Annotated in this window: 15 protein-coding genes; 2 read left to right on the top strand and 13 right to left on the bottom strand. The window is 62.1% G+C overall.

Translation table 11 applies throughout. The features are described from left to right. Nucleotides 1-138: 138 nt before the first annotated feature. From HZ994_05515 to HZ994_05470, 10 genes are all read right to left on the bottom strand, one after another. Nucleotides 139-2,559, bottom strand: coding sequence for a hypothetical protein (locus tag HZ994_05515; GenBank protein QTN31807.1), 2,421 nt, complete (start codon nucleotides 2,557-2,559; stop codon nucleotides 139-141). A 42-nt stretch (nucleotides 2,560-2,601) separates the two neighbouring features. Beyond that, nucleotides 2,602-3,228: a hypothetical protein gene (locus tag HZ994_05510; GenBank protein ID QTN31806.1), complete on the bottom strand. Its 627-nt coding sequence runs from the start codon at nucleotides 3,226-3,228 to the stop codon at nucleotides 2,602-2,604. Then, nucleotides 3,225-3,749: a hypothetical protein gene (locus tag HZ994_05505; protein ID QTN31805.1), complete on the bottom strand. Its 525-nt coding sequence runs from the start codon at nucleotides 3,747-3,749 to the stop codon at nucleotides 3,225-3,227. Before HZ994_05505 ends, HZ994_05510 begins: the two co-directional genes overlap by 4 nt. Before the next feature lie 106 nt (nucleotides 3,750-3,855). Continuing rightward, on the bottom strand, nucleotides 3,856-5,094 hold the full coding sequence (locus HZ994_05500) for a hypothetical protein (GenBank protein ID QTN31804.1): 1,239 nt from the start codon (nucleotides 5,092-5,094) through the stop codon (nucleotides 3,856-3,858). A gap of 107 nt (nucleotides 5,095-5,201) precedes the next feature. Then, nucleotides 5,202-6,137 carry a general secretion pathway protein GspK gene (locus HZ994_05495; protein ID QTN31803.1) on the bottom strand — a complete coding sequence of 312 codons (936 nt, stop codon included), beginning with the start codon at nucleotides 6,135-6,137 and terminating at the stop codon, nucleotides 5,202-5,204. Continuing rightward, the gene (locus HZ994_05490; GenBank protein QTN31802.1) at nucleotides 6,134-6,967 is read right to left on the bottom strand and encodes a prepilin-type N-terminal cleavage/methylation domain-containing protein; all 834 of its coding nucleotides are present in this window, start codon (nucleotides 6,965-6,967) and stop codon (nucleotides 6,134-6,136) included. Before HZ994_05490 ends, HZ994_05495 begins: the two co-directional genes overlap by 4 nt. Nucleotides 6,968-7,023: 56 nt before the next feature. After that, nucleotides 7,024-7,440, bottom strand: a complete 417-nt coding sequence (locus HZ994_05485; protein QTN31801.1) for a type II secretion system protein — start codon at nucleotides 7,438-7,440, stop codon at nucleotides 7,024-7,026. A gap of 67 nt (nucleotides 7,441-7,507) precedes the next feature. Then, nucleotides 7,508-8,074, bottom strand: coding sequence for a prepilin-type N-terminal cleavage/methylation domain-containing protein (locus HZ994_05480; GenBank protein ID QTN31800.1), 567 nt, complete (start codon nucleotides 8,072-8,074; stop codon nucleotides 7,508-7,510). Next, nucleotides 8,049-8,498: a type II secretion system major pseudopilin GspG gene (gspG, locus tag HZ994_05475; protein QTN31799.1), complete on the bottom strand. Its 450-nt coding sequence runs from the start codon at nucleotides 8,496-8,498 to the stop codon at nucleotides 8,049-8,051. Before gspG ends, HZ994_05480 begins: the two co-directional genes overlap by 26 nt. Before the next feature lie 55 nt (nucleotides 8,499-8,553). Beyond that, nucleotides 8,554-10,911: a PBP1A family penicillin-binding protein gene (locus HZ994_05470; GenBank protein QTN31798.1), complete on the bottom strand. Its 2,358-nt coding sequence runs from the start codon at nucleotides 10,909-10,911 to the stop codon at nucleotides 8,554-8,556. 249 nt (nucleotides 10,912-11,160) lie between these two features. Here HZ994_05470 and HZ994_05465 point away from each other — a divergent pair, with 249 nt between their 5' ends. Next, entirely contained in the window at nucleotides 11,161-12,105 is a 945-nt protein-coding gene (locus HZ994_05465) for a hypothetical protein (GenBank protein QTN31797.1), read from the top strand. 25 nt (nucleotides 12,106-12,130) lie between these two features. Here HZ994_05465 and HZ994_05460 read toward each other — a convergent pair whose 3' ends face one another. From HZ994_05460 to HZ994_05450, 3 genes are all read right to left on the bottom strand, one after another. Further along, nucleotides 12,131-13,150, bottom strand: coding sequence for a COX15/CtaA family protein (locus HZ994_05460; protein QTN31796.1), 1,020 nt, complete (start codon nucleotides 13,148-13,150; stop codon nucleotides 12,131-12,133). An 8-nt stretch (nucleotides 13,151-13,158) separates the two neighbouring features. After that, nucleotides 13,159-14,331 carry an AI-2E family transporter gene (locus HZ994_05455; protein ID QTN31795.1) on the bottom strand — a complete coding sequence of 391 codons (1,173 nt, stop codon included), beginning with the start codon at nucleotides 14,329-14,331 and terminating at the stop codon, nucleotides 13,159-13,161. Nucleotides 14,332-14,402: 71 nt separating this feature from the next. Next, a complete protein-coding gene (locus tag HZ994_05450; protein QTN31794.1) occupies nucleotides 14,403-14,636 on the bottom strand; it encodes a hypothetical protein in 234 nt (77 codons plus the stop codon). Between the two features lie 225 nt (nucleotides 14,637-14,861). Here HZ994_05450 and HZ994_05445 point away from each other — a divergent pair, with 225 nt between their 5' ends. After that, nucleotides 14,862-16,313, top strand: a complete 1,452-nt coding sequence (locus HZ994_05445; protein QTN31793.1) for an arylsulfatase — start codon at nucleotides 14,862-14,864, stop codon at nucleotides 16,311-16,313. Nucleotides 16,314-16,362: the final 49 nt, after the last annotated feature.

Genomic DNA, 16,362 nt, shown 5'->3' with positions numbered 1-16,362 from the left:
CAGGAACCAGCAAGTGATGAAAGGCGGTGTTTTTGGAAAGTTCACCCACTGGCCGGGGAGTCGGTGCCTGCTGCATGATTGGTCAGGGCACCGACCGGGCAGGATCAGCCTGTGTCGCGTTCCGGAGAACGCGGTTCCTCATTGCCTGTGGATAGGGCGCTTGATGGGGCGGGTGGAGTTTTTTTCCTCCACTGGGACGGCGGCGGGGATGCGGGTGTTGCCGCGTGGGGAGGCTCCCTTTTCATCGACTGGGTCTAGGGGCGGAAGGACGGTGCCATCGGCAAAGGTGCGGGAATCACCGGAGACGTTGTAGCGGGAGTCCATGTCCGCCTGGACGTAGTCGAGCGCGTTGCTGCCGCTCACGATGGAGGGCTGGATGAAGATCATGAGTTCGTCGCGGTTGATGCCCTTGGTCTTGGTGGAGAACAGGCGTCCGATGCCGGGGATGTCGCTGAGGATGGGTATGCCGGTGACATCCTCGGAATCGTTGGTCGTGATGAGTCCGCCGAGGATGATGGTCTGGTTGTTGGGGACGGTGACAGTGGTCAGCAACTCGCGGGTGCCGATGATCGGGACCAGGCCCACGCCCTCGATGGGAGTGTTGCCGATGACATCATCGCTGACGAGGGCGATCTGGAGCGTCACCTCGTCCTGGGAGTTGATGAGCGGGATGACCTCCAGCTTGAGGACGACATCGCGGTATTCGATGTTTGTGCTGAAGCTGTTGTTGAACTGGTTGCTGCTTGTGGGGACGGCGATGCGGCGACCCGAGGAAATGGTGCCCTTCTGGTTGTTGGCCGTGTAGATGGATGGGCGTGAGAGGATGGTGAAATTGCTGTCCGTGGAGAGCAGGTTCACGTATGCGGCGAGGGAGTTGCCGATCTTGCCGTAGAGCGAGAGGCCGTTCTGGTTGGGGAAAAGACCTGCGGTTATGCCGGTGACGGGTGTGAGCAGTCCGGTGGGGTCGTTGTTGTTGACGGGGCCGCCGCCGATGATGGATCCGGCGACGCCTCCCTTGTCGTTGCCACGGAAGGATCGCAGCCAGTCCACGCCGGTCTCGGTGGTGTCGCCAAGCGAGAGCTGTCCGAAGACGGTGGAGATCATGACCTGGTCCGCCTTCACATCGACCTGGTCGAGGAGTTTCTCGATGATCTCGATGGCGGATGGGGGGCCTTGGATGACGATGGAGTTGGTGATGTTGTCGGCGACGAGCTGGGTGCGTCCGATGAGGAGGGATTCGGGGGCGGAGTTGACCTGGGGATCGGAGAGTGCGCTGCCGCGGGAGGCGGAGGAGCCGCCAGCGCCGCCTGTGCCGCCGAAGGAGTTGCCTTGCTGGCCGCCGCTGTTGAAGAGGCCGTTGTTGGATTGCTGTCGGGTGTTCTGCTGTCGGCTCGCGCCGCCTGCGGATGATTGCGACTGGGAGGCTTCCCCGGTACCGGTGCCTGTGAAGGCCCGGGTCAGGGCATCCCCGGCGATGGGCAGGAAATCGGCGACGGCGAGAAACTTCAGCTTGCGGCGCAGGAAGTTACGGTTGTCCGTCTGGGTGTCGAATTCGCGGACAAGACCCTCGACGAAGAGGAGATCGACGGGACGGCCCATGGCGAAGATGCGGTTAGTGCGTGCGTCCGGGATGATCTGCACGGGTGTGGATTCGCCGGCGGCACCTGTGGCTCCTGCCCCGCCCTCGATGTTGATGGCTATGTTGCCATTGGCGGCAGGCTGGGCTTGGGGCGCGCGCTGGACACCGGCGGTGTTGTTGGTGGTTTGCTGTTGGCCGAGTAGCTCGTTGAGGGTGGTGGCGAGTTCGGTGACATCGGCATATTTCACGTCGATGAAGCGGGTTGCGACCTGGGAGGATGGTTTGTCTATCTCCGCCTTGAGGTCGATGAGCTTGCGGATCAGGGAGGTGTTTTCGGTGATGACGACGGAGGCGGCGTTGGGTACGGCGGCGATGGAGCCGAAGGCGCCGAACTGGCCGATGATCTGGGTGAAGGTGCGGACGGCCTCATCCGGCTTGATGTAGCTGAGGCTCATCACGTAGGAGATGACGGCATCGCCCTCTGGGAGCGTGTCGTTTTCCGTGTAGACGCCGATGCCGATGCCAGCAGGTTTCACGCCAGCGGTGGCGAGGGTGAGGTAATCCACGCCCGGGAGGTCGGTGGCGGGGACGAAGATGAAGTTCTCGATGGTTGCGGCTTTTTTGAGGAGTTCGGCGGCCTCGCGGTAGGTGAGGGGATCCTGCGGGGATGCGTATTGGATGAACTGGAACTCGGCCTGGCTGGCGGCGGAGGAGACGATGACGCGTCGTCCGGTGTAGAGGCGGTAGAGATCGGCGAGGGCTTGTCCGGAGAGTTTCAGTTCCTCGATGGATTCGTTGATGACGGTGTCGCCGAGGTTCGCGGCGGGAGCGGGGGCTTCCGGGGCAGGAGCGGGGGCTTCCGGGGCAGGAATGGGGACGGCGGGAGGCTGGACGATTCCCGGGATGGCGGGGACTTCCTCGTTTTGCGAGAGGGCCGGCAATGCCAGGAAGGGGATGAGGATGAGCGGGGAAAGGCGCATGTTGTGTGGGTAGGTGGAAAAGGTTGCGGTTGTTGGAATGATCTATCTGCGGCGGTCGCTGCGGGGCTGGTAGCGGCTGTCCCGGCTGCTGCCCTGTGTTCCGGGGCTGTTGTTGCCGGCGGGGGCGGGTGGCGGCACGATGCGGGGGCGGGGCTGACGGACATCTGGGCTGCCGCCGTTCTGAGCGTTGGCATTCACCTGTCCCGCCATGGCCGGGGTGATGCCGGGAGGGAGGTTGCCCTGCTGCTGCTGGGGGGCGGCGGCGGGCGCTGACTTGAGGGTGATGAGCTCGGGCTCGAAGGAGACCGTGCCCTGGATGGATCCGGACGAGAGGACGACGGTTGTGCCGAGGGTTTTCCCCGGGTTCCGGTTCACGGAGACGACCTTGAACTGGCCGTTTCCGCCCGGCTCGATGACTTCCTTCATCTCCGGGTTTTTCTTGTTGATGATGGTGATGCGGTAGCCGCCGGGGACGGGTGCGATGCCGGCGAGGGTGTAGTCTTCGAGGGGGTTGGCCGTGGGTGCGGCCTCGGGGGCGGGCGGCTTGGAGGTGAAGGGGCTGTTGGTGTAGAGGCCGGTGTACTTCACGGGCGGAGCTTTCCTGGGGATATCCGCAAGTGCGATGGCGGGGATGAAAGCGATGAGGGCTGGGAGAAATGAGGTTTTCATGTTGCGGGAGGGAACCATTGGGAAAGGGTTGCGGTGCAGTCGATGAGGGTGTCGTCCTGGCTGTTGGGCTTGAGGACGATCTGGTATGCGGTGCGGAAGGCGGCGGGGTCGTTGACTTGTCCGAACCAATCGTAGAGCGCCTTTTCACGGCCGCTCAGGCTGATCTTGATCTGTGCGCGGTGGTAATGGGTGCCGCTGGTGTCGGTGGGGAGGAGTTCCTGGGTTTTGACGGTGAGGCCGAGATTGGTGGCCTGTGAGTATGCGAACTGCTGGAGCTTGGTCTGGACATCCTGGTAGGCGGCGGGTTCCGGTTCGTTGGCGGCGAGCCAGTCCATTTCCTCGGCATACTGCGCGGAGCTTTCGCTGATCGCGATGGCTTGCTGCAGATCCGCCTTTGCGGTGTCGAGGGAGCCGGAGTAGTTGGCCTTTTTCTGGGTATAGACGGTGAAGAGGAAAAAGTTGAGGATGACGAAGCCCGCGAGGAGAAGGAGGGCGAGGAGTTTTTTTTCGCGGTCTGACATGGCGGATACGGAAAGGGAATGCCGGTGGGTGGTGGCTTTGTCGGTGCAGGGGTTGCTTTCCGGCTGGTGAGGATGGACTGGGGATGGCGGGAATGGAACGCTAATCTCAAGGGGTCACGGCGGGCGGAGCGGCGGTGAACACGAATCCCCAGCCGCGGGTTGTCTGGCGCGGCTCCGGGGTCTGCCACTCGAAGAAGGCGAGGTCGTTGTTCCTGGAGAGGTTTTTGGAGAACTCGTTGACGGCCTGAGGCTGGGGTGCCTCTCCCTCAATGCGGATCTCCTCGGCGGAGATGATGGCGCTGGTGAGCCGTAGCCCGGAGCCGGAGGGGATGGAGCGGGCGATGCGGTTGAGGATATCGACCGTGTTGTGGTTGAGGTCGATGCCGTATTCCAGTTCGTCCCATTTCTCGATGTGGAGCCGGAATGCCTCCTGCTGTGGGGCGACTTTTGCGACTTCCGCCATGATCCTTTGGGTGGTGGAGTTGGTTTTCCAAAGGCCGTAGCCGAGGTATCCGATGGTGCCGAGATAGATGACGGCGAGGGCTGCGGCTGCGAGGATGATGTTCTGGCGTTTGCGGGCGGCGCGGCGGGCGGCGCGGACATCGGCGGGGAGGAGCTTTCCGAGGGGCTCGGGCATGATGGGCGCCGGACGGGCGGTGAGCTGAGTCTGGAGCGAAAGGGATCTGGAGAGCAGGGAGGTGTCCGTCTCGGGATCGGAAGACCATACGATGGCGGAGGAAGGCTCCGCGCGGACGCCCTGCATGGAGAGCTGGGCGATGGCAATGCGGATTTCCCGGATGAGCGATGCATCCGGGGAGGGGGATGTAACGGATGTCGCCTGGCAGTAGAGGAGTTTTCCCTCGCTGTGGATGGCGAAAACCCAGCTGCCCAGCTCGCGCCAGAGGGTGAGGGTGTTGCCGCGAGCGGGGAAGGCGCGGGGGGAGATATCGAAGGCTTTTGGGGATTTCAGGGGCAAATCCGCGGGTTGCGGGTTGCGCAGCACGACGGAGAGGAAGACGGAGTTTTCCGGACTCGTGAGGACAGGGAAGATATCGGTGAGCTGCCCGGCAAAGGGATCGGGACGAAGCCCGGCGCGTTCCGCGTGGGTGGCGGCGAGATCGGGGAACAGCGAGGTGTCACCGGTGGGGACATGCATGGGCAGGGCGGTGAGCGCCTTGACCGGGAAAAGGAAGATGACATCGCCCTGGGGCGGCTTGGCGATTTCCGAGGGCTGCGCCACCGGATGCGCCGAATGCATGGTCGGGGGTGCGCCGGGCGCGAGTGTCCAGAATTCCCATTCGGTTTCGCCAGGGACGAGGAGGTGTGTGCTGTTGCTTTTGGCCATAAGATTCAATTTTCAACATTCAACTTCCAAGGAAGAGTTGTGTAGCGTGGGTTTCCGGTGAGTGGATGCGTCGTCATTCCTGTGAGTTGGAATTTGGGATTTTGCGTTTAGGGCACGATCTCGGTCGTGCGGTCGAGGAGTATGGGTTTGCCTGTTCGGTTGCGGACGATGGCGGTGATGCGGCGGGTGGAGTCGCCCGAGCGTGCGGTGGACGTGATGCGGGTTGTCGTATCGTTGACGGTGAAGCGCTGGGCGATGAGTTGCCCTGTTTCTCCGCCAATGCCAAGCAGGGAAAGTGCGGAATCGACATCCTGGAAAGGGACGTCGTCCTCGGTGTCGCGTATGCCGTCGGCGCCCCGCACGGTTTCCGGGATGACGGATGCCTGCGCCTCGGTGACCTCGGCGGCGGCGGCGATGAGTTCCGCGCTGGCCTCGTTGAGGTCGAGCGTTCCGCTCGACCAGACGGTGAACCAGTTTTTCCAATCCGGGCGGATTTGCGCGACCTGATCCATGCCACGGACGAGGGCCATTTCCGAGATATCGTAGAAGGGGCGGTTGAAGGGCTGGTTGATGCGTCCCATTTTCTCGTAGTCCTCGATCTCCGCGCCGTTGAGGGCGACCTCGTCGTCGGCATCGACCCAATCGGTGAGGGCATCTGTGAGTGCTTGGGCGGAATCGAGATCGAGCCCCCAGTAGGTGAAGACGGATCGGATCAGGGACTTGTCCTCGGAAAGGATGAGGGTGTTGATGTTGAAGCGGGCGCCTTCGGAAGTGAGGGTGACATGGACCTCCTCGTTGTTCGCCTCGTCGAAGCGATGGAGCAGGGGGTCGTTGCGCTCGACGACGGGGTTTGTGCCTATGGCGATGCCGGTTTCCGCGAGCTGGAATGCGCGGGAGCCGTGTACCTTCGCGGTGGCCAGCTCCATGTCGAAGGAGATGACGCGGAGCGTGGTGACGGCGGCGAGGGAGAGGATCGCAATGAGCCAGAGCACCGCGATGAGTGCGAAGCCGGGTTTTGCGGCATGTCTTCGGGGAAATTTCATCTGCCGGGAGGTTTGATGATGATTTCCGGGTTGCCGGGTGTTGCGGGGTTGCCGGGTGTTGCGGGGTTGCCGGGTGTTGCCGGTTGGCCGGGGTTTTGGCCGCCACCGCCCTGGCCTTGTTGGAGCTGGCGCATGAAGATCTCGGGATTCTGGCGGGGCGGGATCCAGAAGACCTGGCGGATTTCCTCGCCTTGCGCACCGAAGGCGCAGGTCAACTCCATCTGGAGGGGGAGGCGGCCGGGGAGATCCCAGTCGTATTGGTATTCCATCGTCCTGCCGTCGAGCACGCGCCACTCGAAGTATGCGACATCAGTGAGGAGTATGATCTCGGCGAAAGGTTCTTCCGGTACGGCCGATGATGCGAAGCCCCCGCCGGCTGTTTCCGATGAATCCGGCTCGATGATCTCGTTCTCGTAGTAGCTAAGGACGATGTCGAGATAGCCGGAGCGGCGCTTCACGGTGGAAAGGCGTATGGCTTTTGCGGTGCGTTCGCTTCCGCCCCAGGTGAAGGAAAGCGGCACGTCCTGGAGGGTGAGATCCGTGAGGTAATGCGAGCCTGCATCCTCCACGGTCATCTCCATGCGGGTGTTCCCCGGCAGGGCTGAAATGCGGTTTTCCAGGAAATCGAAAAACGCCTGGTGCAGCATCTCCTCGTTCTGGGTCCGGATCACGTTCCTGCCGAGCGTGAGTGAGGCGTTGGAGGTGGTGAAAATCATACCTGCCAGCAGTGCGATGAGGAGCAGTGCGATGACCAGCTCCAGAAGGGTGAAGGCGTGCCTCGCGGAAGGGATGATCGGGTGATTGGGAGATTGGGAGATTCGGCAAGACAAGAAACGAACTCGCTTTCTTGCCCGAATATCAAATCTCTTCATGTCCAAAATCCCTCTCATGGCTGGTACATCAGGTTGTAGCGCCATGTTTCCACGGAGCGGGATTGCCATGCGCCGTTCTCAAACCAGTTCGCGGTGACGGTGATGTGGAACATCTGCTGGAGCAGCTCGCCGTCCTGGTTCTCGAGGTCTTCGATGGGGAGGATCTCGACATCGAGCTCGATGTCCGTGCCCTCGACCGGGATCTGGGTGACGCCCTCCTCGAGCGTGGGATAGGAAAGCTGCTCGGTGAGCGCGGAATCCAGGATGCGGGTGATGCGAAGCTCGCTCTGGGCGAGCCGCGCGGCATCCGCCATGCGGTGGAAGGCGACGGTCAGCCCGGTGCAGGCGATCGCGAAAACGCCGAGCGCGAGGACGACCTCAAGAAGGAGGAAGCCTTTGGTTTGCCTGGGGCTGGAACAGTCAACTTTCAACGATTGAGGAAAACGGATGGGCGATGGATCACAGATAACAAATAACTTCTGACGTTTAACCATCCCCTCAGTTCGCCTCCAGCTCGGACTCGGCGATGGTGGCGGTGAGAGGATGGTAGGTGTCCTGGGCGTAGCTGTTGCCTAGGGTGAGGCGGACGGTGATCGGTTCGGAAAGGCCGTCGGGATCGAAGCGCCAGACGGGGATGAAAGAGTCACTTGGCTTGATGAAATCGGTGGTGTTCCAGCGGCGGACGCTGAGGGAGATGTCGGGGTCTATCGAGATTTCCTGGCGGACGGCGCGGCGGTTTCCCTGCGCCACGGCCTCGCCGCCGATGGAGTTCCCGAGGGCGGTGGTGCGCTCGTTTTCCGAGGCTTGGGAAAAGGGCAGCAGCCGTACGAAGCCGGCGTGGAACTCGATGGCGTAGGGTGTCTGGTTGAGGATGGATGCGGTGCGGGCTTTCTTGGCGAGAAGCTCGATCTCGCCGGAGGCGTTGCCGAGCTTGCGCTCCGAGGAGTTGGCGAGCATCGCGGCGATGGAGCCGCCGGTGATCAGCGCAACGATCATCAGTGCGATGACTATCTCGATGAGGGTGAAGCCCGCTGGCGGCTTATTCCTGGGAGGACATGTCATCATCGGTGCCTGGCTGCTTGTCTGGTCCGTTGGTGTAGATCTCAAAGGTGGAGGCATCGATCTTGCCGGGGTTGCGGTATTGGTAAGGGACACCCCATGGGTCGAGCGGCACGCCTTTCCCTGCGCTGGCCCAGCGTTTTGGGACGGGGGGGCTGGTGGGTTTCACGAAGAGCGCCTCGAGCCCCTGGGAGGTGGTTGGCGGGTTGCCCGCGAGCATGGCGTAGGAACGCACGGCGGACTCGATGTTCTTGAAGTCGCCGTCAACGCGCTGGACTTTCGCACCATCACCCAGTTTGCCGAGCATGGCGATGGAGCCGCCGAGGATGACTGCTATGATGCCGAGCACGATGACGATTTCCAGGAGCGTGAAGCCCCTGGGAGAGGTGTTGGATGTTTGATGTTGGATTTTGGATCTTCCGGTTTTCATGGTGGTTTGGAGGTAAATGCCGTTGTTGGGTTAAATTGTCTGGAAATGGGTTGGCCTAGTCAACCGGCTGTGCGCGGAGCGGAGTTTCTTCGACGGGTTGTGCGCGCAGCGGGGGCGCTTCGCGCACCGGTTGGGCTCGGAGGGGGGGAGGGTCTTCGCGGATGGGCTGTGCGCGGGGAGGGTTTGGAGAGTTGTTGCGCGGTGAGGGGATGTTTTCCGAGACCGGAACGGCGCGGGCGGGGTGGATGGGACAGAGATCCGAGGAGGAGGGCGCGGTGTCAGCCGGCAAATTTTCCGAGTAGGAGGTGCCTGCCGCATCGCAGCCTGCGGTGGAGCGTTTCCCGGAGAGCCTGCAAACGGAGACAGTTGTGAGGGCTATGTTCGAGTGGAGTTCGCCCGCCTTGTAGTCGAGGCGGTCGGCGGTTTTCATGATATCGACCCATACCGGCAGGGACAGGGTGGAGCCGTAGCCGCCCTGGATTGTTTTCTTGGGTTGGTCGAAGCCGACCCACACCGCACAGGTGAGGTTCGAGGTGTAGCCTGCGAACCATGCGTCCTTGAAGTCGTTGGTGGTTCCCGTTTTGCCGGCGGCGTCCTTGGTGAAGCCGAGGCGTTTGATCGAGGCGGCGGTTCCGGAGGTGGCGACCTGTTCGAGGATTTTGGAAACCGACCATGCCGAGCCGCTGTTGGCCGCCTGGTAGGGGAGCGGAGGGGTGGTGTAGAGGATGTTGCCGTTGCGATCCTTGATCTCGGAGACGAGGAAGGGGCGGTAGCGGTTGCCGTCGTTGGGGAAAATCGTGTAGGCGGTGGCGACCTCCCACGGCGTGGCCTCCCAGGAGCCGAGGAAGGAGGATGGCGTTTCCGGCATGGCGGTGCCGAAGCCGGCGGCGCGGGAGACTTCCTTCACCTTGGAAACTCCCGCGTAGTTTCCGACGCGGACCGACATGGTGTTGCGGGAGCGGATGAGGCCGTAGGATACGGGGTTCATGCCGCCGAATTTCCCGTCGGAATTGTTAGGCCGCCATGTCGGCGCTCCCTTGATCTCGCCGCGCTGGATGGGGCCGTCGGAAATCATGGTGGAGGGGCGCAGGCCTTTGTCGAAGGCCGCGAGATAGACGAATGGCTTGAAGATGGAGCCGATCTGGCGGCGCGCCTGGATGGCGCGGTTGAACTGGGATTCGTTCGCATCCCGCCCACCGACGAGGGCGAGAACTGCGCCGGTGCGGTTCTCAATGAGCACGGCGGAGCCCTGGATGTATTCCGGCTCCTTGCGGTTCTCCGCGGGAAAGTTCTGCCATGCGGCGCGGGTCTGGTGCGGGTAACCGGAAAGGCGCTCGGTTTCGCGCAATTTTTTGTCGAGCGCCTCCTCGGCGACGGTCTGCAGGCGTTGGTCGATGGTGGTGACGATGGTCAGGCCGCCGAGCTGGATGTTTTCCTTTTCAAGGATGATCTCGAGGTCGCGGCGGATTGCGTCCATCGCGTAGGATTGTTGGTAGGCGCGTCGCCATGCAGGGCGCACCTTGATGGGTTCCGCCTTCGCCGCATCGGCTTCCGTCTGGGAAATTTTTCCCGCTGCGACCATGCGGGCGAGGGTGGTGTTGCGCTCGCGCTCCGCTTTCTCCATCGAGCTGAAAGGATTGTAGGCATCCGGGCCGCGGACGATTCCGGCGAGGAGGGCGGACTCGGAGAGGGTGAGCTGGGAGGGGTGTTTCTCGAAGTAGATGCGCGATGCCTCACCGACGCCCTTGATCTGGCGGCCCCAGTTGATCTGGTTGATGTAGGCCTCGAGGATGCGGTCTTTGTCGAGGGCTGCGTTGATGCGGAAGGCGATGGCGATCTCCAGGCATTTCCTGTCGAGCTGCTTGAGGAGTTCCCCGCGCTGCTCGCCGGCCTTGAGCTGGAAGACATCGGAGGCCAGCTGTTGGGTGATGGTGGAGGCTCCCTCGCGCTTGCCCTTGAGGTTCGCAAGGACAGCGCGGCCTATGCCGATGAGATCGACGGCACCGTGGGAGTAGAAGCGCTCGTCCTCGCGGGCGAGTATGGCCTTGCGAAAATTTTCCGAGACCTCCTTGAGCGGGACGATCTCGCGTTTCTCGCCGTGGATGCGACCGATCTCGGTGCCTTGGCGGTCGAGGATGATGGTGCGCTCCGGCATCCGGTTGATGCGGTTGAGGTCGTAGCGTGTGGAGCGGATGCCGTAAATGAAGGCGAGGACGGCGAGGAAACAGAGCCCTGCGATCACCGGTATCCCGCAAAGCCGGGCGAACAGACGGGTGACTGGCGACATGCCCTTTGTCAGCGCCAGGAAAAGGTGGAAGGGCCAGAGCAATAGCAGCGAGAGGGGATTGGGCGATCCGCCCCTGGCGGGCGCCTTCTCGCGCGGTTTGTTGCTCTGTTGCTTGCGTCTGGCCATTGCTTCTCTGGGGGGAAGGATAGGGTCAAACCGCCAACTTCAAACAGTAAAACTTGGAAAAGCTGTGGGAGGCCGTTTTACGGGGAATGCCGGCCTGCATCCCACGCAGCCCGCCAGGACGCATCGCCCATTGTCTGCATCATTTCATGCACCGCTTGCCAGGGGCGGCGGCTGATGCGGCGCGGCTCCCGAAATTTTTCCGCAGAAATGTTGAATGGACAGAACGCGCGGGCAGTCCAAGCTTGCGTTATGAAAATGAATCGAATCGTGCTGTTTGGTTTCGTGGCAGGGATTTCCGCCCTCGCCGTATCGTCCTGCGCCTACGATCCCTATTACTCATCCAGCTACGGCGGGGGCTATGGGGCAGGCTATGGCTACGGTGGGAGCAGTTTTTCCACCTCCTACTTCGTGAGCACCGGCAGTCCGCGATGGGGCTACGACCCCTATGCGGGAGCCTATTACGATTACACCCGCCGCTGCTACTACGATCCCCACCTGTACGGCTATTACCCCATCGGCTACCGTCCGCGCTACGTGGTCGGAGCACCGCATCCACACGGTTGGTCGAGGGGCAGCAGTTACTGCCCGCCGCCTAGCACTGTGCGCAGCTACACGCTGACCAATTACCAGAACCGCAGCGAACGCTACCGTTCCCTGGGCCGCTCCTGGTCAAGCAACGTCAGCGTGACAAGCCCGGGTCGCGACCAGAGGGGCTACAACAACAGCGATTGGATGCATCAGCGCTCGTCGGATGGAGGCCGCAGGGGCGTCTCGGGCTCCTACTACGGGAGCGGCATCCAGCGCCCCGCCTATGACGACAGGAGATCATCCTCATCCAGCGCTTTCCCAAGCCGCAGCGGAGATTTCAGCCGAGGTGGTTCCACGCAGCCTGGCGGATTCACCCGCCCGGATTTCGGGAGCCGCGAGAGCAGCGGTGCCAGCCGGGGTTTTGGGGGCTCCGGCCGTGGTGGTTCCGCACCTTCCATGAATCCCGCTTTTTCGAGGGATCAGGGGGCGGGTAGCGGCAGTGCCTTCGGCGATCGCCCGGCCGCTCCGCAAAGATCCGTCGCGCCGGCTCCACAGGCGGCTCCGCAGTTCGAGAGAAGGGGTGAAAGCCCCGGCGGAGGCAGGGGAGCCAGGCCGGACTCGGGACGCGGCGAGGGTCGGGAGATCCGCGGGCTTGGCGAAGGCTGAGCGATCCGGCGAAACCGCCGAAATCTCAGCGCCCGCTTGTCATGGCAAGCGGGCGTTTTCCGTCGGGGACAAGCAGCAGCCACCGGAAAACCAGGCTGAGGAGCAGTGCGGCTAGGCCGACATGGAGGACTTGCACCCAGGAGTAGATATGGATCTGGGCCATGACGAGACCTAGCACCATCTGGGCGATGACAATGGCCATGACACCGATCTGGCATGGAGTGACGCCGCCGGGTTGGCTCTTTTTCGCGAGGAAAAAGGCGTAGGCGGTTCCGATCAGGATGGCCCAGGAGAAGCTGCGGTGGATCAGGTAGATGGTGCTCCCCTCCAGTTCGCCGATCCAGGTCGCGCGGGGGGAATCGAGGTGAGCCTTGGAAAGCTCGTCCGTCATTTCCCTGATCTGCGAGCCCATGATACCCTCCGCAACCACCGCAAGCAGCAGGAGGGCGACGGAAAGCCTGGCGAGCCTTGCGTTTGCGGACATTTCCAGTTTCCTGGGCTTCTCAGTCCCAGCCCAGACGCAATAGGTGAGGACGCAGATCAGCAGCATCGCCAAGGCCAGGTGTATGCTGAGGATGCCGGGGGAAATGCCACTGAAAACCACCCTTGCGCCCATCCAGGCATTCGCCAGGACGAGCAGCAGCGCGGCGAAGGAAAGCCAGAAAACATGCGGCCGCCTTTTTCGCTGGCCGAAGGATGCGATGAATGTCGCAAGCGTGAAAAACCCGACGGGCAGTGCGCTGAGACGGTTGAGGAATTCTGTCCAGACATGCCTCGGGTTGAAATCCCTGCGCAAGGATTCGCGGGTGATCGTGCTCGGATCGCGCCCCAATCCTTCCGCTTTTTTCTGGAATTTCTCGACCGGCAGTCGGTCGAAATCGACCTGCTCCACGCTGGTTGGCGGGATGAGCAGCCCCCAGCAGGTGGGCCAATCCGGGCAGCCCATGCCTGCGCCCGAGACGCGGACGATGGCACCGATGAAAATCAGGGTGAGGACGGATGCGAGTGCGGCGATCGCGAGGCTCTGGTAGCTGGGTGCTTTCATCTGGGCGGCTATGCTCTTTTCGCCTCCACGGCGGGAGGTTCCTGCGCCGATGCCTGCGCCGGTGGCGTCACCTCAAGCAGTTTTTTCTCCGCCGTCCCGGCAGGCTGTTCTGCGGAGATGGCGATCCCGATCCAGCGGAACTCATCGCTGCCTTCCAGGATGACCTTGAGAACCATCGTCAGAGGCACGGCGAGCAGCATTCCGAGCGGTCCCCAGACCCAGCCCCAGAAGAGCACGGAGATGACGACCACAAGAGTGGAGATGCCGAAGCGCCTGCCGACAAGCATCGGCTCCACGAAGTTTCCGAGGAAGTTGTTGATGAGGAGGTAGCCGCCCGCGACGAGCACGGCGTTGGGCACTCCCGCGACGAGGAGGGCGAGTATGGTTGGCGGGACACCCGCTATGATGGAGCCGATGACCGGGATGAAGTTGAAGAAAAACGCGAGTATGCCCCAGAGGATGAAGAAATCGAGGTCGGCGATCCAGCAGAGGAATCCCGCAAGAATCCCCGTGAGCAGGCTTACGGCGGTCTTGATTGCGAGGAATCTCTGGATGTCCTGGGTGGCGCTCAGCATGCGCGCCAGGTTGGGACCCCTGGCTAGGCTGATGGCCTCAAGGCGGCGGCCGAACATGCGCGCCTCGCTTAGCATGAATACCGTCAGGATCAGGGTGATGAGGGACGTGCCGAAAAAACCGACGACCTGGCCGAGCACTCCGGTGCCGACATCCCAGATTTTCTCGAAGCGGATGTTCTGGAGATTGGCGACATTGTTGTTGACCACCTCGTTGATCTTATCCTGGGCATCCGGTATGCCGTATCCGCTCAGCTTGTTCGCAAGGGAGCCGGATGCCACCCGGATCTGGCTTGAAAACTCGGATGCATAGCGGCTGTTCCATTTCTCCTGGAGATCGCCGATGAGGGTGACCGCGAGGACACCGAGCGCAGCCAGGAAAACGAAGTCAACAGCAACGGTGAGTAGCACAGCGATGGCCCGCGGCACCTTTTTCTTGCGGAGGAAACTCAGCAAAGGGAAGCTGATTGTGGCCAGGAAAAAAGCGATGAGGACGGGCAGGAAGAAAGACTTCGCCTCGCGCAGGCCGGCGATGACGATGATGAGCGCGGCCAGCAGCAATAGCGCATTGCCTGTCTTCAGCCTTGCCGTCTTCGTTTCCCCTGACATCTGCATCCAGTAAATGCGCGGAGGGACTTCGCCGCAACTGATTATCTGCAAATCTCGGCAAGGCCGGTGGACTAGCGGAAGATGAACAGCAGGCTTACAAGCAGCAGTCCCAGTGCCAGGGAGGCGACCGCCATTGCGATGGAAAACCGCTTCAGCAAGCGGGTCTTCCTATCCTCCCTGAACTTTTCCATGTCACGACGGTTCATCCTTGGGATGATCGTGGGTTCGTTCGCCGCACGGTGGTAATGCCGGGAGAAGATTGCACGGTCGGGCTGGCGTTGCCGGATAGGTTGCCTGGCAGACATGGGGGTTTTGGGTTTTCGGCGGAAGTCCCCGCCGGGCATGGGAATAGCAGTGCGGTTGCTCCTTGGCGAGGAAATTGGTGGATCCTGCGGGTGGTGGGGAAAACCCGGATTTTCCAGGATATGCTGAACTCAATGACCACCTGGCTTTCGGCATCCGCACAGAATCCTTGCAGCCGTCGGTCGCATCGCATCCAATGCAATCAGGCAGGAGGCGCCCTAGATATCATGAGACTGCATTCCCTCATACCCCTTTCCTTCCCATTGCTGCTGGCTTCGGCCTTAGGCCAGGGATCCCCGCCCAACATCGTGGTCATCCTCTGCGACGACCTCGGCTACGGGGATGTCCGCTGCCTGAACCCCGGGCGAGGCAAGATCCCCACACCCCACGCCGATCGGCTCGCCGGGGAGGGGATGGTTTTCACCGATGCGCATTCCGGCTCATCCGTCTGCACACCAACTCGCTACGGGCTGCTCACCGGGCGCTACAGCTGGCGGACAAAGCTCCAGTCCGGGGTTGTCACCGGCCATGCACCCTGCCTGATCGACAAGGACAGGCAGACCATCGCGGGCTACCTATCCTCGAAAGGCTACGACACGGCGATCATCGGGAAATGGCACCTGAATTTCCAATACCTGGATCCTCGGACCCGCAAGCCGACCAGTGGCACGCCGGTCGGCTCTTTGATTCCGGACGGCCCCCTGGCGCGGGGTTTCGGTTTTTTCCACGGCTTCCACCATGCCCGTGAAATGAAAACCGTCGTGGAAGGGGACAAGGTGATCGCCCATGACGATGAGGTCAACATGCTGCCACGGCTGCGAGATCAGGCGCTCCGGTTCATCGCCTCGCGCAAGGGCGGGGGAAAACCCTTTTTCCTATATCTCCCCCTGGGCTCGCCCCACACGCCCATTGTTCCCACGGACGAGTGGAAGGGAAAGAGCGGACTCGGGGCATACGGGGATTTCGTGATGCAGACCGACGAGGTGGTCGGTGCGATCAGCGGTGCGCTTGAGGAGAACGGCTTCGGGGAGAACACGCTTGTCATTTTCTCCAGCGACAACGGCTGCTCGAAAGCCGCCGACATCAAGGGGCTCGCCGCGAAAGGGCATGTTGTCAGCGCTTGGATGCGCGGCTCCAAGGCGGACATCTGGGACGGTGGGCACCGCATCCCTTTCATCGCCCGCTGGCCTGGGAAGGTCGAGCCGGGCAGTCAATCCGCGGCGACGATCTGCCTCACCGATCTCTTCGCCACCGCAGCCGACATGCTTGGTGAGAAACCGCCGGAGAAAACCTGCGAGGACAGCGTGAGCTTCCTCCCCGCACTGCTCGGGAAGCCGATCCGCTCCACGCGCAAGGGAGTCGTCCATCACTCCATCTCCGGCCATTTCGCATACCGCAAGGGGGAGTGGAAGCTCATCCTGGCTCGCGGTTCCGGCGGATGGAGCTCGCCGAAGGAAAAGGAAGTCCCGAGAGGCTCTCCGAAAGGCCAGCTCTACCACATGGGCAAGGATCCTGCGGAAATGGACAACCTCTTCGGTAAGCATCCCGAAACGGTCGCAGAACTGCTCGCCGACCTCGAAGCGGATATCAGGAATGGCCGCAGCACCGCAGGTGCGGAGAGCAAGAACGACATCGATGACATCAGGCTCTGGAAGAGCGGGGAGAACCGGGGCGAATGAGGTCCATCCGTCCGCCCGAGCCTTGATCCCCCGGCTGCCCGCCTTCGCA

Source organism: Akkermansiaceae bacterium, from assembly GCA_017798145.1.
In the GTDB taxonomy this organism is placed as follows: domain Bacteria; phylum Verrucomicrobiota; class Verrucomicrobiia; order Verrucomicrobiales; family Akkermansiaceae; genus Luteolibacter.
This window is presented reverse-complemented; position numbering and strand designations above follow the sequence as displayed.